The sequence below is a fragment of the Streptomyces sp. NPDC034085 genome (assembly GCF_055575555.1).
In genome coordinates this window covers 264,174-284,434 of sequence record NZ_JBVISL010000009.1, presented here as the reverse complement: position 1 = coordinate 284,434, position 20,261 = coordinate 264,174, and the positions used below count along the sequence as shown (strand labels likewise).

Annotated in this window: 25 protein-coding genes; 6 read left to right on the top strand and 19 right to left on the bottom strand. The window is 71.0% G+C overall.

What is annotated here, in order from left to right; genetic code table 11:
- Nucleotides 1-69: 69 nt before the first annotated feature.
- Nucleotides 70-477, bottom strand: a complete 408-nt coding sequence (locus ACZ501_RS27920; protein WP_468799139.1) for an actin-binding ADF family protein — start codon at nucleotides 475-477, stop codon at nucleotides 70-72.
- A gap of 478 nt (nucleotides 478-955) precedes the next feature.
- On the opposite strand from ACZ501_RS27920, the gene ACZ501_RS27915 reads away from it, so the two are divergent.
- The gene (locus ACZ501_RS27915) at nucleotides 956-1,462 is read left to right on the top strand and encodes a hypothetical protein (protein ID WP_468799137.1); all 507 of its coding nucleotides are present in this window, start codon (nucleotides 956-958) and stop codon (nucleotides 1,460-1,462) included.
- A 284-nt stretch (nucleotides 1,463-1,746) separates the two neighbouring features.
- Here the strand turns inward: ACZ501_RS27915 and ACZ501_RS27910 are convergent, their stop codons facing one another.
- Nucleotides 1,747-2,043 carry a hypothetical protein gene (locus ACZ501_RS27910; RefSeq protein ID WP_468799135.1) on the bottom strand — a complete coding sequence of 99 codons (297 nt, stop codon included), beginning with the start codon at nucleotides 2,041-2,043 and terminating at the stop codon, nucleotides 1,747-1,749.
- Between the two features lie 357 nt (nucleotides 2,044-2,400).
- Between ACZ501_RS27910 and ACZ501_RS27905 the strand changes: the two genes are divergently transcribed.
- Together ACZ501_RS27905 and ACZ501_RS27900 are read left to right on the top strand one after the other, a co-directional pair.
- Nucleotides 2,401-2,715 (top strand): hypothetical protein, encoded by a 315-nt coding sequence (locus ACZ501_RS27905; RefSeq protein WP_468799133.1) that lies wholly within the window; start codon nucleotides 2,401-2,403, stop codon nucleotides 2,713-2,715.
- 470 nt (nucleotides 2,716-3,185) lie between these two features.
- On the top strand, nucleotides 3,186-3,641 hold the full coding sequence (locus ACZ501_RS27900) for a hypothetical protein (protein WP_468799131.1): 456 nt from the start codon (nucleotides 3,186-3,188) through the stop codon (nucleotides 3,639-3,641).
- Between the two features lie 25 nt (nucleotides 3,642-3,666).
- Here the strand turns inward: ACZ501_RS27900 and ACZ501_RS27895 are convergent, their stop codons facing one another.
- The 4 genes from ACZ501_RS27895 to ACZ501_RS27880 form a co-directional block, all read right to left on the bottom strand.
- Nucleotides 3,667-3,876, bottom strand: coding sequence for a hypothetical protein (locus ACZ501_RS27895; RefSeq protein ID WP_468799129.1), 210 nt, complete (start codon nucleotides 3,874-3,876; stop codon nucleotides 3,667-3,669).
- Entirely contained in the window at nucleotides 3,873-4,085 is a 213-nt protein-coding gene (locus tag ACZ501_RS27890; protein ID WP_468799127.1) for a hypothetical protein, read from the bottom strand. The genes ACZ501_RS27895 and ACZ501_RS27890 overlap by 4 nt, the downstream gene beginning before the upstream one ends.
- Before the next feature lie 93 nt (nucleotides 4,086-4,178).
- Nucleotides 4,179-5,432 carry a helix-turn-helix domain-containing protein gene (locus ACZ501_RS27885; RefSeq protein WP_468799125.1) on the bottom strand — a complete coding sequence of 418 codons (1,254 nt, stop codon included), beginning with the start codon at nucleotides 5,430-5,432 and terminating at the stop codon, nucleotides 4,179-4,181.
- A gap of 141 nt (nucleotides 5,433-5,573) precedes the next feature.
- Nucleotides 5,574-6,113 (bottom strand): hypothetical protein, encoded by a 540-nt coding sequence (locus ACZ501_RS27880; RefSeq protein WP_468799123.1) that lies wholly within the window; start codon nucleotides 6,111-6,113, stop codon nucleotides 5,574-5,576.
- 574 nt (nucleotides 6,114-6,687) lie between these two features.
- Between ACZ501_RS27880 and ku the strand changes: the two genes are divergently transcribed.
- Entirely contained in the window at nucleotides 6,688-7,695 is a 1,008-nt protein-coding gene (gene ku, locus ACZ501_RS27875) for a non-homologous end joining protein Ku (protein ID WP_468799121.1), read from the top strand.
- 30 nt (nucleotides 7,696-7,725) lie between these two features.
- On the opposite strand, the gene ACZ501_RS27870 is transcribed toward ku, so the two are convergent.
- Nucleotides 7,726-7,983 (bottom strand): hypothetical protein, encoded by a 258-nt coding sequence (locus ACZ501_RS27870; protein WP_468799119.1) that lies wholly within the window; start codon nucleotides 7,981-7,983, stop codon nucleotides 7,726-7,728.
- 56 nt (nucleotides 7,984-8,039) lie between these two features.
- The gene (locus tag ACZ501_RS27865; RefSeq protein WP_468799117.1) at nucleotides 8,040-8,987 is read right to left on the bottom strand and encodes a hypothetical protein; all 948 of its coding nucleotides are present in this window, start codon (nucleotides 8,985-8,987) and stop codon (nucleotides 8,040-8,042) included.
- A 402-nt stretch (nucleotides 8,988-9,389) separates the two neighbouring features.
- On the opposite strand from ACZ501_RS27865, the gene ACZ501_RS27860 reads away from it, so the two are divergent.
- Both ACZ501_RS27860 and ACZ501_RS27855 read left to right on the top strand, forming a co-directional pair.
- On the top strand, nucleotides 9,390-9,851 hold the full coding sequence (locus tag ACZ501_RS27860) for a hypothetical protein (protein ID WP_468799230.1): 462 nt from the start codon (nucleotides 9,390-9,392) through the stop codon (nucleotides 9,849-9,851).
- Between the two features lie 276 nt (nucleotides 9,852-10,127).
- Nucleotides 10,128-10,445, top strand: a complete 318-nt coding sequence (locus tag ACZ501_RS27855; protein ID WP_468799115.1) for a hypothetical protein — start codon at nucleotides 10,128-10,130, stop codon at nucleotides 10,443-10,445.
- 45 nt (nucleotides 10,446-10,490) lie between these two features.
- On the opposite strand, the gene ACZ501_RS27850 is transcribed toward ACZ501_RS27855, so the two are convergent.
- The 11 genes from ACZ501_RS27850 to ACZ501_RS27800 all read right to left on the bottom strand — a co-directional run bounded on the left by ACZ501_RS27850 (nucleotide 10,491) and on the right by ACZ501_RS27800 (nucleotide 19,709).
- The gene (locus ACZ501_RS27850) at nucleotides 10,491-11,138 is read right to left on the bottom strand and encodes an L-threonylcarbamoyladenylate synthase (RefSeq protein WP_468799113.1); all 648 of its coding nucleotides are present in this window, start codon (nucleotides 11,136-11,138) and stop codon (nucleotides 10,491-10,493) included.
- A 19-nt stretch (nucleotides 11,139-11,157) separates the two neighbouring features.
- Complete coding sequence (locus ACZ501_RS27845) at nucleotides 11,158-11,898, bottom strand: phytanoyl-CoA dioxygenase family protein (RefSeq protein WP_468799111.1); 741 nt, start codon at nucleotides 11,896-11,898, stop codon at nucleotides 11,158-11,160.
- Nucleotides 11,889-12,677, bottom strand: coding sequence for a creatininase family protein (locus ACZ501_RS27840; protein WP_468799109.1), 789 nt, complete (start codon nucleotides 12,675-12,677; stop codon nucleotides 11,889-11,891). The genes ACZ501_RS27845 and ACZ501_RS27840 overlap by 10 nt, the downstream gene beginning before the upstream one ends.
- Nucleotides 12,674-13,462, bottom strand: a complete 789-nt coding sequence (locus ACZ501_RS27835; RefSeq protein ID WP_468799107.1) for a class I SAM-dependent methyltransferase — start codon at nucleotides 13,460-13,462, stop codon at nucleotides 12,674-12,676. Before ACZ501_RS27835 ends, ACZ501_RS27840 begins: the two co-directional genes overlap by 4 nt.
- The gene (locus tag ACZ501_RS27830; protein ID WP_468799105.1) at nucleotides 13,459-14,133 is read right to left on the bottom strand and encodes an HAD family hydrolase; all 675 of its coding nucleotides are present in this window, start codon (nucleotides 14,131-14,133) and stop codon (nucleotides 13,459-13,461) included. Before ACZ501_RS27830 ends, ACZ501_RS27835 begins: the two co-directional genes overlap by 4 nt.
- Nucleotides 14,130-14,573, bottom strand: a complete 444-nt coding sequence (locus ACZ501_RS27825) for a hypothetical protein (RefSeq protein WP_468799103.1) — start codon at nucleotides 14,571-14,573, stop codon at nucleotides 14,130-14,132. Before ACZ501_RS27825 ends, ACZ501_RS27830 begins: the two co-directional genes overlap by 4 nt.
- Nucleotides 14,567-15,583 (bottom strand): enolase C-terminal domain-like protein, encoded by a 1,017-nt coding sequence (locus tag ACZ501_RS27820; RefSeq protein ID WP_468799101.1) that lies wholly within the window; start codon nucleotides 15,581-15,583, stop codon nucleotides 14,567-14,569. Before ACZ501_RS27820 ends, ACZ501_RS27825 begins: the two co-directional genes overlap by 7 nt.
- The gene (locus ACZ501_RS27815) at nucleotides 15,568-17,619 is read right to left on the bottom strand and encodes a phosphoketolase family protein (protein WP_468799099.1); all 2,052 of its coding nucleotides are present in this window, start codon (nucleotides 17,617-17,619) and stop codon (nucleotides 15,568-15,570) included. Before ACZ501_RS27815 ends, ACZ501_RS27820 begins: the two co-directional genes overlap by 16 nt.
- Nucleotides 17,616-18,716: a hypothetical protein gene (locus tag ACZ501_RS27810; protein WP_468799097.1), complete on the bottom strand. Its 1,101-nt coding sequence runs from the start codon at nucleotides 18,714-18,716 to the stop codon at nucleotides 17,616-17,618. Before ACZ501_RS27810 ends, ACZ501_RS27815 begins: the two co-directional genes overlap by 4 nt.
- Before the next feature lie 247 nt (nucleotides 18,717-18,963).
- Nucleotides 18,964-19,212, bottom strand: coding sequence for a hypothetical protein (locus tag ACZ501_RS27805; protein WP_468799095.1), 249 nt, complete (start codon nucleotides 19,210-19,212; stop codon nucleotides 18,964-18,966).
- Between the two features lie 83 nt (nucleotides 19,213-19,295).
- Nucleotides 19,296-19,709, bottom strand: a complete 414-nt coding sequence (locus ACZ501_RS27800; protein WP_468799093.1) for an ATP-binding protein — start codon at nucleotides 19,707-19,709, stop codon at nucleotides 19,296-19,298.
- Nucleotides 19,710-20,261 lie beyond the last annotated feature (552 nt).

Sequence of the window (20,261 nt, the reverse complement as noted above, 5' to 3'; positions counted from 1 at the left end):
GTGATCCTCTGTGGCTGCTGCGGCGTCGGCTCTAGACCTAACCCCTGGTCATGTCGGTCGGCTGCCTCGTTACCGGACCAGTGCGGAAACCTTCGCGTGAGAGACGTCGGCGGGCTCGCTCGCCTTGAGATCGGTGCGGACGCCGCCGAGGCGCTCCAGGAACTTGTCGCCCGCGGTGGTGTAGGTCATCTTGCTCCTGACCCCCGCACCATCAGGAATCCAACGGTAGAAGATCACGGTGCTGATCTGTCGCCCTTCCCTCTCGTGCGGGAAGTCGTAAACCGCGTATCGGCACTCGCTCTCGGGCAGGTCCTTCAGGAACGCCTCGTAGCTGTCTTCGTCCGAGGTCTTCTCGACCACGATCTCCTTGAGATCTTCGGTCAAGGTGAAGATCACGTACCTGTACTTGCGCTCCCTCGTGAGCTTGTTGAACGCCTCGATGCAGGCGTCAGAAACGGCAACGTCAGAGGAACTCATGTCCCCTCCTCGCGGTCGCGGGGCTACCAGCACCTGCCTCGCGACATGCGCCAGCAGCCCTTGGATTGAGATCCGATGTGCTGCTCAACGATCATGGGGCCAGGTGGATTCGGTGAGACACGCGTTGGGGGAAAGACGGCCGATACTCCACCTCATGACGCAAAGACGACCGAAGACTCGGCTTCCAGCAACGGCTCACTGGCCAGCGGCTCCGGCTGGACTTCCAGATTGGGAAGTTGCGTATCTGCACCCCCTGATGAGGCGTCTACGCGGGAGTCCCCTGGCTGATCGGAGGGAACGGGACGGCGGCGTGGGCCTGACCAATCAGACCCCGTCCACACGTAACGCGTCTGGTGCGCCAATGGTGTGACTCATGAGCCCGGGCGGGGTCGAAACGGCTTGCAGATAGTCACAATCCTTGTGGACCGACCCATTCCGTGGAGGGTGAATGTTCGGCAGACACAGCACAGCAGTCGTGATGAGTTCCCTGACCCTGGTGGCCTCGTCGGCGGTCTGGGCCCCAGCCGGTCAGGCCAGTGAGTTGGCACAGGAGAGTTTTCTGTGCACAGGCTCCAGTACCAGCACATACGACCCGCCCCTGACCCTGCAGCCGCGCCCGACCCGCATCGACACGCGTGCCGGTTACACGTGCGGGGTTGGCCCCGGCAAGACGGTGTCGGCCACCGGCCACCTCGTAGGCAACTCGCCGGCGGCGTCCTGCCTCCGGGAGGGGACGAACGACTTCACGGAAGAAGTCACGTTCGCGGACGGGCAACATTCGTCGATCGTGTACAACAGCGCCACTATCAGCCGTGTCGCCGGCGTTTACGTGACCAAGCTGTCCGGCCAAGTGGCTGAAGGCTACGGCAAGGGGCTGGCGGCGCAGCGAACCGTTACGGCACTCCCTGGCGAGCTGCCCACCGAATGCCTGCTGGAGGGGCTCGAGAAAAGCAGCGGTCAGGCACAGCTACAGGTCGGGACGTAAGCCGGACCACGGTGGGCATGCTCACCGGACCGGTCGCGGCAACTCCCGGCTAGCCGGGCTGATAACCGCCACCGCCGTCGGCCCGCGAGCGCGGGAGGGGTCCGACAGAGCCTGACGGATCCCCGCCCAGGCGGGGTAGGGCAAGGCCGCGCCCGCAGATCGTTCCTGCGGGCGCGGCCTGGTCGTAGCGCTCCACCACGCTGACGACACCGGCACAGCTCGGCTTGACGTCGAGATTGGGAAGTTGCCTCAGGCCCCTTGGACTCTTCCTGGGCGGCAGCCCTTCAGGCCGCCTGATGCGCGGCCGCGACCGCCGAGACGGCATCGGCGAGCGCTGACGGCTCCGCATCCGGCATCACCGGGTCATCGGCCAGCGCGACCAGAACGACGGTGAGGTACCGCCGGATGTCCTCCGCCCGCCCGGCGAACGCACGCAACCAGCCGCGGACCGTTCCCTCGGCCAGGCCCAGGTGGGCGGCGACCTGGGCCTGGCCCATACCCCACGTGGCTATCTCCAGCCCGGCCTCGATCACCTCGGCCGCATCCGCCCGCCGCGGCCTGAACACCTCGGCCAACAGCACATGCGTGACGCTGCAGCCCGAACAGCGCGTACGGCGCGGCCGCAGAAACAACCGGGCCCCGAGATCTCCCCGGATCACCCGGGGCCGGCCATGCCCCCACCCGGCAGCACGACCCACATACCGGCAGGCCCCGGAGCGAGACCCCTGGAACCGACCGCGACCCGCAACTGTCCCCACTGCCAGCAGCCCGTCAGCATCGTCGCTCTCCTGGCGACACCGGAAGCCGCCCGGCCGCCAGTTCCCACTGGCCTTCCCGATGTCGTCCCACTCCGCAGGGCTCCCTGAGAGCACCATCAACTGATCGGCAGCCTGAAAAATCGGGCTGCCGGCCACAGGCCTTGATGGCAGAGTCTGCCCATGGTCTTCCTACGTTGCGAAGCGGTCCGATGGGTCGATGACGAACCCCAGCCCGGCCTGGTCGAAGTCCGCTTCACCGACGCCCACCACCAGCAGTGGACCTTCGTTGACAAGTGGCCTGTCTTCAGTGGTGAGGACCTCCACCCCGACTCCAGCTATCCCGTCGAGGTGGGCGTCCTCTGCGACATCCTGACCGCTGGCAACAGCGCGGACACTGCGGACACGGTCAAGATCTCCGTCGCTCCCTGGGGACTCGAATCCCTCGACGGACGCATCGAGTTCGAAGTGCGGGCTGATCAATTGACCACCAGCTGAGGTCCACGATCACCGGGCCCCGCCGACCTGACGGTCGGCGGGGCTCACCCATACTCTTCGCTCCCCACCCTCCTCACACCGTTCAAGCAGCAACGAACTGAGGCGAAGAGCGACACTGGTCGTTTTCAAGAATCCCCATCACGTGTTCCCTCCCACATCCCCGGCCCGGGCCATCGCTGGTGCTGTAGCGACGGTTTCGCACCCCAGGGCCCGTTGTTCGCGAAATGGCAAAACTGCCGGCAGGGGGACCGCGCTGGCGTCTCGGGGTCGCGGTGAGACGCCGGGGCGGCCGCCTCGTCTGTAGGAACCCGCATCGGCTCTGGCCCTGGCCGGCATGAGGACTTTCCCGCCCTGCCGGGAGCCGCCCATCTGGCCGAACATCCTTGCGGAACAGATTCGGCCGTGGGCATGTTGGCCCGGTTTACCGGGCCTTCCCTGTCCGGCGGCAGCATCACCGAAGGAGCCCCACCGTGGAACCGATCGCGCTGCGCGATGCCATCCTTGCCGCCCTGGAGCCCGTCACCGGGATGGAGGTCCGGCCCGCTGAAGGTGTGCCGGGAGACGGTCTGGCCTACGGCTTCGTGACGCGTAGCGGCGACGGCGGGGAGACCTGGTGGCAGATCTCCGTACGGACCACCCCCGAGTCCCGTCCCACTGTCCCCGAGCTCGACCCGGCGCCTGTCCTGCCGGCCTCCGGACCGGTCCGCGTCGGCGACATCGAGCTGATCCTCGCCCACGCCGCCCTGGCAGCCGGCGCCGTTACCGCCACCCGCTACAGCACCCGCGAGAACTGCCCGGCACTCAAGTACGGAGTGCACGCAGAGTTCGATGACGAGACGGCCGCGTTCTTCCAGCTCCAGTGGGTGCTGCGGCCCGGGGAGGAGCGGCGCGAGCACACCCGGGGCCAGTACCGCGACGAGGTGTGAGCGTCCGAGGAGGGGGGTCTGGTGGTCAGCGGGCGTCGGCCTGGCGCAGGGCCTGGTGGTCGGCCACCACCCACTCGCGGCCGCCGCCCTCGGGGCGCAGGAAGATCGCTTGGGGGGTGATTCGGCGGGTGGCCGGGTCCTCGTAGTCGCCGATGAACTGGATCACGCCTTCGCGGTCTTCCACGACGTCGAGAACGCGGGCTCCCTCGAAGAGCCATGCGGGGAGCTTGCTCATGCCACGCCGTCCTCACGGGCGTGGGCGCGCGGGGAGCCGAGCCTGCGCCATCCCCGCCGGGCCGGCTCGATCAGGGCCGGCGAAGGCCGCCCGTATGTGCCCGAGGTGTCGACAGCCAGGGCGAAGGCGTCCCAGGGGGTGCGCTCGGCGGTGGTGTCGGGGCGGGGTAGTGCGGTTCCAGGGGTGCGGCGAGGGAGGGCGCTGTTCACGGTCGGCTCCTGTGGTCGGCGGCCTCACCACGCTACGCAGCGTGTGGCTGCTGTCACAGTGCCGGGATGTCTGCCAAAGCGTCTTCCAAACGGCTACGCGGTCCGTTCCCACTGCGTGAGGACCTCGGCGGCCTCGGGCACCTCGCGGTGGCGGCGCAGGGCGGCCAGGACGGCGCGGGAGCGGTCATGTGCGCGGCTGCTGGGGATGGCGGCCATGACGTCGAACATGCGGGCGGCGGTGGAGGCGGCCTCCTCGGGCTCGTTGGCGTCGGCGAGGGCCACGGCCAGCCACGACAGGTACAGGGCGTACTCGCGGGCGTGACTGGGGTCGTAGGACGCGAGGACCTTGCGCAGCAGGGGGACGGCACGCAGCGGCCGGTGGAGCTCGGTGCAGACGCGGGCCTGCATGACCTCCTGTTCGTCACGGTTGACCCAGTACAGCCACTTACGTGGGTCCTGCGTCGCGTCCGTTTCTTCGTCGGCTGCGGTGATCTGGTCCATGGCGGCGGACATCGCGGTGAGGGCGGGGCGCTGGTGTCCGGCGAGGGTGTGGACCCAGGCGAGGCGGGCGGCGGTGAGGGACTGAGCGCGGACGCTTCCGCCGGCTGCCGCGGCTTCGGCGGCGGTGACCAGTTCCAGGCCGCGTTCGACTCGGCCCTGGTTGGCCTCCCAGTAGCCCCAGGATCCGAGGAGGTGGGCGGTGAGGGGGCCGTCACCGGCCTGGCGGGCGGCGTGGACGCCGAGGTTGAACAGGGGGCGCGGGTCGACGTCGGTGGAGTCGGTGGCGACCCAGCCGGCGAGCTGGGCGAGTTCCCCGACGCCGGTCAGCAGGCGGCGCCCGACGGCTTCGCTGTGGCAGGTGGAGGTGTACAGGGCGGTGGCGCGGCGCAGCTCGCGGACGACGGTCTCCACCAGGTCGCCGCCGGCCAGCACGTCGTCGGCCAGGCGCAGGCCGTGGACGCGGCGCAGTAACGCCTCGGCATCGGCGGCGCCGACGGTGCGGCCCCTCGTGGTGCCGAGCGGGGACAGCGCGGTCTCGGGCGGCAGGAGCGAGGAGATCACCTCGGCCGGGGCGGCCGGGGTGGGGATGGCGAATCGGCGTGCGGCGCGGCTCGCCGCCCGGGCCCGGCGCAGCCGGTCCTCGTCGAGCTGGAGGACCGCGGCCAGGTGGGGCAGCCAGAAGGGGCCTGGGGTGCGGTTCTCGTAGCCGGTCTCCCAGCGCCACACCTCGGTGCGGCTGACGCTGGCACGGTGGGAGACATCGGCGAGGCGCCGCGCCAGGTCTTCCTCACTCAGCCCGAGTTCCAGCCGGCGCCCTCTGATCAGGTCGCCGATCCCCATGCCCATGGCGGACTCCCCCCTCCTCTACGAGGACGTTACCGCTCGCCGCCAAGAGGCGAAGCACCCGTCGTGCGCGCTCGATCGAACAAGCCAGGGTGCACCGTCAGCCCGGGCTGTCGCGCCTCACCTGCCCCCGCGTCCGCGCGGTCAGAGGCTGGGGGACGCCTTGAAGTCGTGGGCCTGGTAGCCGTGACCGTCCTTGTGCCAGTCCAGGAAGACCACCGCGTTCCCGTACGCGCCGCCGCCGGCCCGGTGGCTGATCACCGGGGTCCGGTAGCTGCCGTCGCGGTCCCCGCGGGGTGCCGCCTTCTCCAGCCGCGCTTTCAGCGGAAAGTCCTGCTCGGCCACCACCGGGTCGGTGCCCTCACGAGACTGCATGATCTGCACCCGGATCTTGGCTCCGTCGAAGATGGTCGCGTCGCTCGTGGCGTAGAAGGCCGGGCCGTCCCAGCGGACATCCGCGTAGGTGTAGACCGTCGCTCCGGAGCGGGCCGCGCACACCTGAACGGTCACATCCCAGTTGTCCGGCCACGGCCCGCTGTAGGCCGCGTCGTCGATCGACTTGGTGCTGCTGGAGCACTTGTAGTGCAGGGAGGGCGCTGCGGTGGCAGCCGTGGCCATGGTGGTGGCCGCCAGGAGGGCCATGACCGCCACGACGCGGAGCTGAGAGGCGTTTGGAGTGTTCATGGCCGGTCAATGGCGGCGGGCCCCGTTCCGTCACGGACCTGCGGCAGAGCCACCCCGACGGATGACGCTGCCGCACTGACCTACGGTCTTCCCCCAGCCCCTCGCTGCCGGGCGTAGCGCTGTGCAACTCTGCGCCGGCCGCCAGTGCAACTGGTCCGCGAGGCGGAAACCGGCACGGCGGGCCGGAGCAGCTGACAGGCCGCGCCTGAGGCACCTGGCGCCGCCAGCAGGTGATCACCTTGTAGCCGGAGGGCCGACCCCGCATGATCCGCATGTGCCGTTTCACGTCAGGCTGCGTTTCGGACCTCAGGCCTCTCCTGCTGTCACCGGTACCTGGAGCAGCCGCGAACTGGCCGAGCGGAGATTCAGGGAGTTCATCGGCCGCTACGGCAGCCAGGCAAACGTACGGATCGATCTTGTCGCAGAGGGGCCCGACGGCGAGCACCCCCTGCGCTCCTGGACGCGGGAGGGCGGCGAAGCGGAAGGCGCCTGACGGGGGCCGTAGGGCCCTGCGGGGGTGATCAGGCACAGGGTGGGAAGACGCCGAGAACCCACGGTGAAAGGTGGTGCCGTGATGGCCAGACCGGTATGGGCGGGGGTCGTCAGCTTCGGACTCGTGTCGCTGCCGGTCGCGCTCTACACCGCGACCGACAGCCACACGATCCGTTTCCACCAGCTCCAGCGAGGCACCGCGGACCGGATCCGCAATAAAAGGATCAACGAGCGCACAGGTGATGAGGTAGACATCGGCGAGATCGTCAAGGGCTACGACACCGGCGGCGAGTACGTGATCGTCGAGCCGAAGGAGCTCGATGACATCGCGCCCGGCCGGTCCAAGGCCCTGGAGGTGTCCGCGTTCGTCGACCTCGACACGGTGGACCCGATCTTCTTCGACAAGACGTACTACCTCGGCCCCCGCGGCGAGCAGTACAGCAAGGTCTACGCCCTGCTGCAGCGGGCCTTGGCGGAGTCGAACAAGGCCGGCATCGCGACCTTCGTGATGCGCGGACACGAGTACCTCGTCGCGCTGAAGGCCGAGGACGACCTGCTGACACTGCATACCCTGCACTGGGCCGACGAGATCCGCGACCCGCACCAGGAGGTCCCCGACCTTCCTGGCACAACGGAGCCGACCGCGGCCGAGGTGAAAATGGCGCACCAGCTCATCGACGCCCTCACCACCGAGTGGAATCCGCAGGACTTCCACGACAGCTTCCAGGAGAAGGTCAAGGCGCTCATCGAGGCCAAGGCCGCCGGCGAGAGCGTGGAGAAGGCGGAGCCAGCCGCCGAGCCCACCGGCGTGATCGACCTGATGGATGCCTTGCGCGCGAGCGTCGAGCGGGCTCGCAGCCCGAAGGACACCGGTGAGAAGGCCAGCACCTCCCGGAACACCGGACATGCGAAGAAGCCTGCTGCGAAGAAACGCGCCGGAACTTCGGAGGCTGAGTCGCTTCGGTCGCTGACCAAGGCCGACTTGTACGACAGGGCCGCCAAGGCCGGCATCAAAGGGCGTTCCCACATGACCCACGACCAGCTCGCCGACGCCCTCGCCGACACCGGGCAAGGCCGCCGCACGTCCTGAACCGCCCGGGGGGCGCGGCCGAGGTCTGGGTCAGGTCACCTTGACGCGCAGGGCGTACGGCTCCCCCGTGCGGATGGCCTCGGCCTGCTCTCGCAGATCCGCGTCCGTGAAGCCGAGCAGCGCCTCATCGGCGGCGCGACGCAGCAGCGGAAGGATCTCGGAGACGGGCCGGCCGCGACGCGCTTCAGCGAGCTCGGCGAAGGCCCGCTGGTAGGGGGCGCCGTACGTGCTCGCGCTGTCGGCAAGCAGCCGGTCAAGCTGCTGCCGCTCGATGCTGATCTCGCCCATGGCCCGCTCCTTCGGTCCTCCGGGGGCCCGTCCGGTCCGGGCCCTCGCCATCGACGCTACGAGGCAGGTCTGACATCGACCCCCGCCCCGGCACCGGGCACGTTCCGGCTGATGAGGTCCTGGAGAAGCTCCCGGGTGGGCGGCGGCATCAGCCCCTCAGTGGCCAGAAGGTGCCACTGACAGCCGGGAACCAGGCGGTCGAGCCGCCGGCACTCCCCAAGCTGGTAGACCAGCACCAAGGTATCGAGGGCGTGCTGGGCGGGCGGCCAGTCGCGCTCCCTCAGCGTGCTGAGCACAGCCAGTCCGGCCATCGCATAGCGGCCGTTCATCCACTCCCCCGCCCCCTCGCCCAGCTGCCCGCCGGCGAGTTCCCCCTCGACCCGGCCGCACAGGTCCAGGGCCCACTGCCGTACGCCCTCGGCGGTCTTCCAGGCCCGCGCCAGGTCCTGAAGGGGAGCCGTGGCGGCCAGGTCGCGCAGATGATCGCGGGCATCCCGCACGGGGCCGAGGGCCAGCTGGTGGTCGTCGGTGAGGACCGCGTCGGCGAACTCGGGGACGTCTTTGCGGGTGGTCTCAACGAGGGACGCGATCGGGTTGGCCACCGCGGTGGGGTTCATTGCACGCAGCAGGTCACCAATGTCCTCCAGGGACATCGTCCCGTTGAAGGCGGCAGTGGCCGCGGCCAGCGCGGCGTCCTTGGGTGTGGCAGTTGACGGGCCGGGGTTCGCGTCGAAGGCGGCGAGCTCGGCCGGGGGCCAGGTGTGTCCGGCGGCGCGGACGAGGCGGGCGATGCCTTCGTCGATCCGCCGTGCCCGGGCGGGGACCAGGGTCACAGTCAGGCCGGCGTCCGCAATGTGGTCGGCGAGGGCGTCGAGCCGATGCTCCGGGTCGGTGTCTGGTTCGTCGTCGCCGGGGACGGTGAGGGTGTCCACCGCCGCGGTGAAGGCGGTCCGTACCGTCTGCTCCGGTACCGGGAGACCCTCGCCGAACAGAACCAGGGCCACATCGTTCGGGCGCTTGCCGCGACCGGCATGACGGGCGAGGCCGAGGGCGAGGTCGAAGCTCTCCAGCGCCGGCCGGGAGGTGCTGCCCTTGCCGCGGCCCAGGCCTCCGCCGGAGATGTTGCCCGGCAGCAGCAGCCGGTCCTCCAGACCTCCAGCACCTTCGCGGTCACGTCGATGCCAATTAGGTACCGGCGCCGCTCACCGCCATGACCGGGCTGTCACCTCATCCGGTGAGTGCCCGTGTGGTTTTGTACGCGGGAACGGAACGGGAGTCGTTTGTCGACGACCTCGGGCGTCGCGTGTGAGTACGGGTTCTGGCACAGGTTTGTGGTCGGTGCCCCTGCGTGGTGATCGATGACTGGGTATGGCTGCCTGCCGGGCTCGTTGTCGGTGGTGAGTGCCATGATCGGTTGTATGGGGGCTCTTTTCGGCTACTACGCCGCTGCTGACGATGAAGACGCCGCTCGGGCTGTGGTTCGTGAGGACGGACAGCCGATGGGAACGGGGTACGACTCGTTTGTCGTGAAGGGCGTCGATCCGGTGGTTGAGCTGCTGCCGGCAGAGGTGCTCATTACGGGACGGGCTGCCGATGGCATCGAGGCCGATCCGCGGCACGGGCAGTTGGTCGGCATAGTGGGTGACGGCGAGGTGGTCAGCTTGTCTCTCACGGATTCGTTTTGTGAGTCGCTCGCCCGTTTCGACCGGAAGCAGTTGGGCGAAGTGGCACGTGGTTGGTCCGCGTCGGGTGTCTTCAACGCGCCGTCGGACCCGAGTGGGCTCACGGGCTTCCTCGAGGATCTTGCTGCTCTGGCAGAGAGGGCGGCCGCTCGCGGTCACCGGCTGTACTGCTGGATCAGCATGTAACGACCTGGGCTCAGCCCGCCAGCAGTACTCGCTTGCGCCAGCAGGTCGAAGCCGGCTCGGCCGAACATCTGGCCTTGAGCGTATTGATCCGGCGGCCCCGGGCACGCGCGGTGGAGCGAGGCCGTCGTCGCGTCGCTGCACCTGATCGCCGAGGATGTCGCCAGCTGCGGTCTGGACGCGGCCGACCTGCGCACGGCTGCTGACGTCGCTCAGGCCGCCGCGCACGTCCTGGACGAGGTGACGGTGCCGCGGCTGTTGACCGGGAATCTGTGGACGGTGAACACGATGCTCGCGGGCGGCGCCCCGGTGCCGACGATCTGCGGTGTCCTCGACATGGACCGCACCTGGTGGGGTGATCCGGAGGCGGACTGGCCGACGCGGATGGCCCGGGCCAAGCAGGACGAGCGCCTGTCCCTCTTCGAGGCCTGCGCGGCCCCCGCGGACATTGCGTCGGTCCGGTGGCGGCGGCACCTGTATGAGGTGCGGCACCTCGGTGCGCTGCGCCTGGAGCGGCACCGGCTCGGCAACCAGGCCGGTGTACGGGATTCCTATTCGGCAGTGGCAGCGGAGTTGTCCGCGCTCGCCTGCTGGTGAAGGGCGCCTCCCCGGGCAGGGGAGGCGCCCTTCGGGCGGATCGGGTCAGGTAGCCGGCAGGGCGTGGCCGATGACGGAGGCGACGGCCCGCGGGTGGACCAGGCCGGCGCGGACGAGCTGGGTCTGCTCGCTCGCGCAGTCGACGATGGTGAGGTGGTTGGCAGCCGGGCAGACGCCGCCGTCCATGACGATCGCGTCGAGGCCGGCTTCGGTGAGGAACCCTTCGACCTCGGCGAGAGTGATGGCGGGCCCGCGGTCGTCGGGGCCGGCGTCGCCGGAGACGTTGACGGTGGTGGCCGCGAGCAGGCCGGGTACCGCTCGGGCGAGGGCGCCCAGGGGGCCGGGGGCGTGGGTGGTCAGGGCGGGTGAGCCGACGACGGTGTATCGGGCGGCGTCGGCCTGGTCGCGCCATGGGAGGAAGAGGGCGAGGTCGCCGGGCCAGAACGCGGCGGCCAGGCGCTCGGCGTCGGGGGTGAAGTGCAGGAGGTCTCGGGCCCGGTCCTGGTCGGGGACGACGAGGGCGAGGGGCTTGTTCTTTGGGCGCTGCTTGCCCTCGAGTATGGCCTTGTAGGCGTCGGGGTTGGCTGCGTCGGCGCAGATCATGTACCAGCGGGCGGTGGGGACGACGACGAGGCGTCCGGCTTCGATGGCGGCTGCGGCGGTGTCGATGTCGGTGGTCGGGATGATCTGCAACGGTGGGTGTCCTTCCCGGTCAGGGGTTCAGGGCGGGGTAGTCGAGCCAGGGGTCGCGCAGTGCGTCGAGGCGCCGGGTGGAGTGCTGGGTGTGGGAGACGCGGAAGTACGCCATCAGGCGGAGCGTGGTGGTGTGGTTGGTGCCGACGGCGTGCGGGACCAGGTGGTGCATGAAGAGGACATCGCCGACGTCGGCGAGGAGCGGGACGCCGTCGGTGGTGTCGATGTCCGGGGGGACTTGGTCGGTGATGCCGCGGGCCCATTCGGTGGCGAACCAGCGGGACATCGTCAGGTGTCCGCCGGGGACGTAGTGGAGGGCGCCGGCGTCGGGGCGGGTGATCGGGGAGAGAACGACGCCGACCAGGAGGGAGAAGGTGCGCAATTCGGCGGGGTCGAGGTGGGGGCAGCCAACGCCGTCCACGTGCATCGTCTTCTCCGGCTGGGCGGCGGCCGGCGGGCTGGCGGGGATGCGGATCTGGACCTGGGTGGTGGTGACCGGGGCCGGGTCGGTCAGCAGGTCGGTGGCGATGTCGGCGGCGCCGGTGGCCGTGTAGAGGTCGAGGAGGGCCGGGTGCTGGCCGTGTTCGGGGGCGAAGGTGCGCTGGGTGTACTCGGTCAGGCGGTCGGGGTCGTAGTCCTTGGCGAACCAGGTGGTGATGAGGTCGCGGGCGGGGCCGGTGTGGGCGTTGGCGGCGAGGCCACGGCGGACGAACATGCCGTCGCGGCGGAATCGGGCGCGCTCGCCGTCGGTCACGAGCATGGGCTCTTCCTTCCGGTGAGGGCCTCCAGGGCGGGTACGGCGGAGGCGACTGCCTCGTCCAGGAGGCGGGCGCCGAGTGCGGGGGTGGCGGTGCGCGGGTCGTTGCCGATGAACCCGGCGGCGGCGATGCGCGGGTCGCCTGAGGACCAGGGCCAGCTCACGCCCCGGTCGGTGACCTGCCGGCGGATCTCGTCGGCGTCCTGAGGCGGATGGTCGGCGAGCTGGTCGAGGTGGACCGTGTCGGGCGCGAGGTGGAGCATGAGCGCGGTCTCGTGGAGGCCGGCGTGGATCTCGGGCCGGTCGCCGGCGGGAAGGTGGGCCAGGGCCAGGGGGTGCAGGACGCACACGCTGATCTCGTGGGCGTGGCCGAGTTCGTAGACGAGCGCGGCCAGCACGCCGCGGTTGCCGCCGTGCCCGTTGACCAGGACCAGGTTCCGGGCCTGGGTGGCACGCACGTGCTGGGCGACCAGGGTGTGCAGGAGGGTGGTGAACTCGGTGATGGTCAGCGACAGGGTGCCGGGCGCCCAGGCGTGCTCGGGGGCAATGCCGTACGGGAGGGCCGGGAGCTGCCACAGGTCGAAGGCCTCGCCGTGCGCGGCGACCAGGTGCCGGGTGAACTCCTGGGCGATGACGGTGTCGGTGGCGAGCGGTAAGTGGGGGCCGTGCTGTTCGGTGGAGCCGACGGGCAGGCACAGCACGGAGTCGGCTTGCACGCGGGTGGGGAGGGCGGCGGCGGTCAGCCGGTCGAGCCGGCGGTGACCGCCGCCGGGGCCGGTCATGCGGTGCGCCGTCCGACGCGGACGAGGAACTCGTTGCTCTCGTGGAAGGTGTCGTCCTCGGAGAAGCCGCGCAGGGTCTTCTGCACGGCGGTCTCGAACTCCTCCAGCCGGTCGCCGAAGAGGGCGGGGGCGGCGAAGCTGGTGGAGTACAGGTAGCCGAGGATGCCGGCGGTGTTCCAGGTCCGGGTGACCGGGACGGTGAACTCCTCGACCTGGTTGAACGGCGACTCCTCCATGATCTCGCTGTAGGGGCGGTTGTGGTGCTGGAAGGTGCCGCCGCCCGCGCGGCGTTGTTCGCCGAGGAAGTCCTTGATGACCTGCTTGACCGCGGCCTTCCAGTCGCTTTCGGCGGCCCAGAAGCTGCGGTCGGCGAACACGGCCACCGCCCCGCCCTCGGCGACCTGCGAGTCCAGCAGGGCGAGCACGCTGGCCTGGTCGAGCCAGTGGAACGCGCGGCAGATGGTGACCAGGTCGGCCTTCCACCCGGCCGGCGGGCGGAAGTCCTCGGCGGTGGAGGTGACCAGGGACAGGGTGGTGCCCTGCGGGACCTTGGGGCGCAGGGCCTCCTCGGCGGTGGCGATCATGTCGGGGTCGTTGTCGCAGGCGATGATGTCGGTGAAGTAGGGCATGAGGGCTTCGGCGACCAGGCCGGTGCCGGTGCCGATGTCCAGGTGGCGGCGCGGTCGGCGGTCGGGCGCGTAGGCAGCGAGGTGGGCGGCGAGGTCGTCGGGGATGCCGGGGCGGTACTGGCGGTAGTAGCTGGAGGTGCCGGTGAACAGGCTCATGACGTGGTCCCTTCGGGGGTGTTGAGGGTGCGGATGAGGGCGGCCGCGTCGGCGAGGGTGGCGGCCACGTGGACATGCTGCCGCCCGAAGGTGGGCGGTGTGTCGGGAATGGGCCGGTCTTTGGAGATCCACACCGGGACGGCGCCGGCGCCGAGGGCGCCCAGGACGTCACAGGCCCAGTCGTCGCCGATGTGAATCATGCTGGCCGGTGTCACGCCGTGGTGTTCGGCGACGGTGAGGAACGCGCGGGGGTCGGGCTTGGCGTAGCCGAGGGTGCAGGACGGGAACAGGTCGGTGACCCAGGGCGCGAGGCGTTGACGCAGGCCTTCGGTGTCGGCGTCCACGCAGGTGACGTTGGAGAGGGTGACGACCGGCGCGATGCCCGCCAGCTGCTGGAGCGCGTCGAGGGCGTACGAGTACAGGGTGAGCGGGGCGGCCGGCAGGTTGCGGGGGAAGTCGGCCGGCTCGATGCCGAGGGCGTCGGCAAGTTCGGCGGCGAGGGCGTCGCTGATGGCGGGCTGGGTGTGCAGGCGGCCGCGCATGACGGCGCGCGCCTGGTCGGCGGGCAGGGGGGACGCGGCGGTGAGCTGCATGGTCAGGCCGGGGCCGTCGGCTTCGCCGATGGTGCCGCCGACGTCCACGCTGATGAGCTGTACCGGGAGCTGGGTCACTCGGGTTCTCCTTCGCGGGTGGGCAGGCCGGTGACGATCGCGGCCAGGCGCCCGGTGCGGATGGCTTCGGTGGTGGCTTCGCCGAGGAAGGTCAGGGCGTAGCGCAGTTCGGCGTCGTCCAGGGCGTCGAGGTCTCGGTCGGCCGTGTGGGCTGCGGCGCGCAGGTCGTCGGGAATCTCGCGGGGGCGCTGCCCGTGTCGGAGGTGGAGGGTTGCCTGCCAGCGCTCCGGAAGGTGGTCCGGGAGTGGCTGGGTGGGCTGGAGGGTGGTGCTGTCGTCCAGGGTGGTGATGCGCACCGGGATGTCGTGGCCGTCCAGGGTGAGGGCGCCGGTCAGGAAGGTGTCGTGCCCTTCGAGGCGTGCGTCCAGGACGAGCAGCGGGCCGGTGGCGGCGGGGACGGTGCGGCCCCATACGGGCAGGGCGCGGGGCGGGTTCAGCATGGTGCGCTCCTCGGGGCGGCGCCCAGGCCGGGGCCGGTGGGCAGGGTGAGGTGTCCGCGGTCGGGTTCGACAGATTCGGCGTATAGCTGTTGGCGGCCGGGCTCCCACTGCTGCCGGTACTCGACGGCCAGGACTCGGTCGGGGCGGGCGGCGGCAAGGTGCAGGGCGGGCATCAGGGAGCGGCCGTGCGGGAAGACCGGGGTCATCGTGCGGGCCAGGATCCGGCGGGCGGCGGTGAGTCCGCCGCAGCCGACGACGTCGAGGGTGAGTGCGGCCGGCCGGATCCAGGCGAGGACGGCGGGGGCGTCGTCGGTCAGGGTGAGGCGCTCCCCCATCGCGAGCGGCAGGGTGCGCAGCCGCTCGTAGGCGCGGGGGGCGTGGGTGGGGGCCGGGTCCTCCAGCCAGACCAGCGCCGCCGGGTCGGCGGCCGCGGCGAACTCTGCCGCGAGGGCCGGCGGCCAGGTGCTGACGGCGTCGACCGCGACCGGCTCGGCGGTCGCGGCGGCGTGCAGAACGTCGGCGAACGCTCTCCCGCTGGCGCCCGGGCGGTTGCGCAGTCCCCACTTGGTGAAGGCCCAGCCCTGTGCGCTGACCTCGGGGATCAGGTTTGCGGTGGCAGCGTGGTTGAGGTCGCGGGTCAGCCAGGACGAGTACGCCGTGATCCGGTGGCGTAGCGGCTCGTCGGTCAGCAGTCGGGCGGCCGGGCAGCCTTCGGACTGGGCGTGCAGGTCCCATGCCGCGCAGTCCAGCGCGCCGACCGCCCAGGACCCGGCTCGGGAGCGGGGCGCCGCCTGGGCCAAGCGGTCCTGGAGGCCTTCGTGGTCGGTGGCGTCGGCGCCGACGAGGACGCCCGCCAGGGAGCGGATGGTGCAGGCGACGGGGTCGGGGAGGGGCCCGTACCAGCCGGCTGCCCGGCCGGAGCGCACCGAGACGAAGACGGTGTCGTCACCCGGCCCGGCGTGGTCGGCGAGATCTACGAAGTCGAAGGAGTCGATCACCAGGTGTCGCATCGCGTCCTCGCCTTCAGCAGGCGTCCGGCGGCCGCGAAGAGGCCCTCGGCGGTCAGGCCGGCTGCGGCCGCGATGTCCTGCTGGGTGTGCGGCCCTTCGGTCTCGCGCCAGCCGATCACCTCGACCGGCCGGGCGTGCCGTGCCTTCAGGAGGGACCAGATCGCGGCCGGGTGGCCGAGGGTGACGACCACCAGTGCCGCGTCCTCGCCGAGCAGGGCGTCCAGCTCGGCGGGGCGGAGGCCGGCGGGCCACACGTCGGGGTCGCCGAGCGCGGTCAAGTCGAGGACGGAGACCACCCGCACCGCGACGCCGAGCTCCGCCCGGATCCGGGGCAGCGCCTCAGCGGTGACAGCGGCGGGAAGGTCCCCGCACACCATCACGGTCAAGGCCGGCGGCTGGGCGTCGGAGAGGTGTGGCCAGACGGCGATCCCGCGGTCCAGTTCCTCGCGGAGCGTGTCGGTGGGGACGGGCGGCAGGGGGTGTTTGCCCGCGACGATCACGTTGAGCTGGCCCGTGCTGGTGAAGGCGTCGTCTAGGACGGCCGACAGCCGGGCCGGGTCGGCTGGCATCAGCACCCGTATGGCCGGGTCCTCCAGCGCGAGGAGCGTCGTCGTCAGCGAGGGGTCGCCGTGGGTGTAGGTGTTGTGCCAGCCGTAGGAGGTCAGGAGCAGGTTGAAGCTCGGCCGCGGGGCGGCTCCGGGCATCCGCTGCTGCTTGAGCAGGGAGACGATCCCGGTCGCCAGGAGCGGGGCGAAGGCCTCGTAGGAGATGAGGACCCCGCGGCCGCCGGCCGCGTTGAAGCCGGCGAGTTGCTCGCCCAGGACCTCCTCGGCAAGGACCTCGGTGGTCCACGGTTGTCCGGCGAGTTCGGAGAGGCGGTTGGATGCGAGCTCGTCCGGGCTGAAGACCCGGAAGTCCCCGGCGCGGGCGTGGGCGCGGATCACGGTGGCAGCAGCATCGGCGAACGAGACGGGCTGCTGCTGAATGCTGGCGAGCGGCGCCGGCGTAGGGCTGGGCGCTTTCAGGCGGGGCCACGCGGCTGCGGCGAGGGCAGCGGCAAGGCCGGGGCCCGGGTGGCCGCCGTCGGTGAACAGTTCCTCGGGGCGGTACGAGGACAGCCACGCTTCCAGGGCGTGGATCTGTGCGGAGTCGGTGGCAGCACGGGTCAGAAGGGTTTTGTGGGCGCGGGCGGTGCCGAGGATCTGTTGCCCGTTGACGGTGGCGGGGCCACTCCAGCCCTTGACGCACCGCATGATCAGCACCGTGCGGCGTCCGGCCAGGGTGTCGGCGACGCCCTGGGCGAGCTCGGTGTGAAAGGCCTCGTGGCCGTCGTCCGGGACGGTGACGGTGCGGGCGTGCCAGCCGAGCCCAGCCACGTACGCGGTCAAGGCCTGCGCGTCCAGGCTGGCGAGGAGGCTGGGGGCGCCCATGCGGAAGCCGTTGAGGTGGACGATCGGCAGGACCGGGGTGCCGGGCAGGGCGTGGGCGGCGAGCCAGGCCGCAGCGGTGGTCGGGGTCTCACACTCGCCGTCGCCGAGAGCTGGCACGATCACGCGTCCCGAGCCGGATGCGAGGGCGGCGCCCTGGGCGAAGGGGAGGCAGCCGCCGAGACGGCCGCCGAGGAAGTCACCTGCGGGCAGGGCTGGGGTGACCTCGGAGCCGAGGCCGGCCACGTCGGGGAAGGACCGGCACAGGTTCACCAGTCCCTGCTCGTCGCGGGTGAACTGGGGCCGGACGGCGGCGAGGTGGCCCGCGAGCCAGCCTGCGGCAATCTGCGCCACCCCGGCGTGGCCGGCGCCCAGCAGCGGCACCAACTCGGTGGCGTCGATGTCGCCGGCACCGGACAGCAGCGCGACGTGGGCCAGGGCCCACGCCGTCCCCGGCACGGTGCCCCAGTGCCCGGTCGGGCGCGCCTTTACGTCCCCCGGGCTTAGCGGGTGGCGCAGCAGCACGTTGTCCTGGAGGTGGATCTGCGTGGCGGCCACGTAGGCCTGGGCCCGCCACAGCAGATCCGCCTTGTGGGCGTGGCTGGTCATGCCGCGACCAGGCGTTCAGGGCCGAAGGTGAAGTGCCACAGGGGCCGGTAGCACTCCCAGGCCTTGGGGCGTAGGCCGGTCGGGCCGAGGATGTCCTCCAGGACGGTGCGGGCCTTCAGGTAGAAGGCGAGGTCGGTGGCGCCGGGAGCCCGGAGCCCCTCCATGATCCGGTTGTGGGCCTGGTAGACCTGAAGGTTGGGGAACTCAGTGATGTGCGGGGCGAGGTCGCGGACGCCGTCCTTCATGGCGGGCAGGTCGTCGAGGCCGACGATGTAGGTGAACGACGTGTCGTGTCCGGCGCGTACGGCCCGGCGCAGCACGCGCGGCATCTGCTGCCTGGTGAGCTCCGCTTTGGAGGCCTTCAGCAGCAGGTCTCGGCGGGTAAAGCACTCGGCGGTCATCCGTAGGACGAACGGGCCGGCCGTGCGGGCCAGGGTGTCGAAGGCGGGCTGGGTGCGCAACACGGAGCTGAGGAACCCGATGCGGGCGGTGATGTCGGCCTCGGTCAGCACGGCGCGCAGGTCGGCGAGGTGGTCGATGGCGGCCTGTTCGCGTTCGAAGCAGCCGGTGGAAACGGTGACCTCTTCCAGGGCGGTCAGCGTGCCGGCCGGGTGCTGGTGGGCCATGGCGTCGAGGAGCTCGCGGACCGCGCGCTGCTCGGACAGGCGGGGGTCTGCGGCGGCTTCGAGGGTGTTGGGGCAGAACGCGCAGCCGACGCAGCGGCTGCGGGCGTTGGGGTTGAGGGTTGCGGCCCGGCCGTCGTTGCGGAAGTAGCCGCCCACGGCCTCATCCGCGTCGATCCGCGTGACGGTGGCGACGGGGTTCCCGGCGAGGAGGAGGGTGTCCTCGTCGAGGACGAACGGCGAGGTGCTGGCGTTGAGCGGCACGATCACTTGCCACGGCACCGTGGGCGCTGACGCGAGGCGAATCAGGACCCGGGCGCGGTGCCTGTTCTGCGGGGAGCTGATGCCGTGCAGGTTGATCGCGATCAGCAGCGCGTCCTCGACGGGTACGCCGTAGCGGGCGGCGAGGTCGGCGAGGTCGGCGATGCTGTCTAAGTCGGTGGTGTGGGATTCACGCGGTGTGGTGGCAGGCACGGGGCCCTCCATCCGGTCAGGGGACGGACGCGGTGAACTTCCGTACGGTGCAGGCCCGGTTTGCCTGCGGGCAGGGGCCGTCGCGAGGATGGCCGACCCGGTGGTGCCCGTCCCCGGCTGCTCGACCTGTCCAGGGTTGTTCAGCCGGGGACGGTGGCCCGGTCCGGCGGTGATGTCCTTCGGGGTGCCGGCCGGGATGGTGGCCGGTGACAGCGCGGGCCCAGGGGCGCCGCGCTGCCACCGGAGTTCACAGGGTGGTGCGGGTACGGGATCCGCAGCGGCAGGCCCGTGTCTCTGGGGTGCGGGCTGCCGGTCGGAAGGTGCCGGGGTCCGCCGTGTCGATGGCCAGCCCTCGGGCCGGCTGTGCTTCGGCGGACTGGTCCGGAACGGTGATCGAGGGGCGGGGGGTGGCGCCGTCGGCCTGGTGGGCGCAGGAGAGTGCGAGGACGGCCAGGCCGAGCACGTTGCCTGTCGTCAGCAGCAGTCCTGCGACCACGTTTCCGTCCGGCCGGGCGTGCCGGCGCTTCCGGGGTGGGTTCAGGTGGGTGGGGCCGTGTAACTCGCCCCAGTCGCCGGCGCTCACGACGCCGTCTTGCTGGTGCTGAGTTCGGCCCAGACCTGCTTGCCGGTCCGGAACCGCTTGCTGCCCCATCGGGTGGTGAGCTGGTCGACGAGCTGGAGCCCGCGGCCGGACTCAACCTCGTCTTCGGGGGTGTGGGTCATAGGGGCGGGGAGGGTGCGGCTGGTGTCGGTGACGACGATCCGCACGTGGTCGGGGTGCCGGGTGACGGAGACGCCGATCCGGCGGGTGCGGGTGTGCTGGACCGCGTTCGCGACGAGCTCGGAAACGATCAGCCGTGCGTCGTCGACCAGGGCATCGAGGCCCCAGGTGCGCAGGCAGAGGGTGACGTCTCGTCGAGCGCGGGCCGGGGCGGTGTCGCGGGGCGAGTAGCCGTCGCTGTAGCGCTGGGGTCCGGTGGGTGCTGCTCTCACGTCTTCGGCCAGCGTGCCGGTCACCGGGCGGCCTTGCCAGCGATGAGGCTCTGTATGGCGAGGGCCGCAACGCGGACCGGGGCATCGGGGCCGTACGCGGTGGGGGCCGTACGGGAAGTGGGGGCCGTACGGGAAGTGCGGGGCGTGTGCGTGGTGCTCTGGCTCATGGGTGGCCTCGGCGTGTTCGGGAGCGGGTGTCGGGTGCGTGGCCTCGTGTCCCCGACGGGGGCGGGGACACGAGGCCGGCGGGCCGGGCCATGCTCGAACCCGGCCGTTCTGGGGCCGCGACTTACCACCTCAGCGTGATCATCTGCTGACACTTGGTCACGGCGTCACGTTGGAAGAATGCACCCGATGACGCGATGCCTGCAACCATTGCAACCAAACTCCCAACGATTGGAGGGATGTTCGATCGACTTCCGATCCCCGGGCCGGGCAGACTGACCCGGGATAAGGACGCCGCGCCCCGGAAGGGGAAGATCCACCCCCGAATCACCCCGCCAGCCCGCAGAGAGGCTCAACTTCCCGTGCCCACACCGCCGCTTGTGCAGA

Excerpts from the sequence above, each read along its gene's own strand:
- ACZ501_RS27920 (WP_468799139.1), bottom strand. The coding sequence starts at position 477 with ATGAGTTCCTCTGACGTTGCCGTTTCTGACGCCTGCATCGAGGCGTTC.
- ACZ501_RS27915 (WP_468799137.1), top strand. The coding sequence starts at position 956 with ATGAGTTCCCTGACCCTGGTGGCCTCGTCGGCGGTCTGGGCCCCAGCC.
- ACZ501_RS27905 (WP_468799133.1), top strand. The coding sequence starts at position 2,401 with ATGGTCTTCCTACGTTGCGAAGCGGTCCGATGGGTCGATGACGAACCC.
- ACZ501_RS27895 (WP_468799129.1), bottom strand. The coding sequence starts at position 3,876 with ATGAGCAAGCTCCCCGCATGGCTCTTCGAGGGAGCCCGCGTTCTCGAC.
- ACZ501_RS27885 (WP_468799125.1), bottom strand. The coding sequence starts at position 5,432 with ATGGGCATGGGGATCGGCGACCTGATCAGAGGGCGCCGGCTGGAACTC.
- ACZ501_RS27880 (WP_468799123.1), bottom strand. The coding sequence starts at position 6,113 with ATGAACACTCCAAACGCCTCTCAGCTCCGCGTCGTGGCGGTCATGGCC.
- ku (WP_468799121.1), top strand. The coding sequence starts at position 6,688 with ATGGCCAGACCGGTATGGGCGGGGGTCGTCAGCTTCGGACTCGTGTCG.
- ACZ501_RS27870 (WP_468799119.1), bottom strand. The coding sequence starts at position 7,983 with ATGGGCGAGATCAGCATCGAGCGGCAGCAGCTTGACCGGCTGCTTGCC.
- ACZ501_RS27860 (WP_468799230.1), top strand. The coding sequence starts at position 9,390 with ATGATCGGTTGTATGGGGGCTCTTTTCGGCTACTACGCCGCTGCTGAC.
- ACZ501_RS27845 (WP_468799111.1), bottom strand. The coding sequence starts at position 11,898 with ATGCTCGTGACCGACGGCGAGCGCGCCCGATTCCGCCGCGACGGCATG.
- ACZ501_RS27840 (WP_468799109.1), bottom strand. The coding sequence starts at position 12,677 with ATGACCGGCCCCGGCGGCGGTCACCGCCGGCTCGACCGGCTGACCGCC.
- ACZ501_RS27835 (WP_468799107.1), bottom strand. The coding sequence starts at position 13,462 with ATGAGCCTGTTCACCGGCACCTCCAGCTACTACCGCCAGTACCGCCCC.
- ACZ501_RS27825 (WP_468799103.1), bottom strand. The coding sequence starts at position 14,573 with ATGCTGAACCCGCCCCGCGCCCTGCCCGTATGGGGCCGCACCGTCCCC.
- ACZ501_RS27820 (WP_468799101.1), bottom strand. The coding sequence starts at position 15,583 with ATGCGACACCTGGTGATCGACTCCTTCGACTTCGTAGATCTCGCCGAC.
- ACZ501_RS27815 (WP_468799099.1), bottom strand. The coding sequence starts at position 17,619 with ATGACCAGCCACGCCCACAAGGCGGATCTGCTGTGGCGGGCCCAGGCC.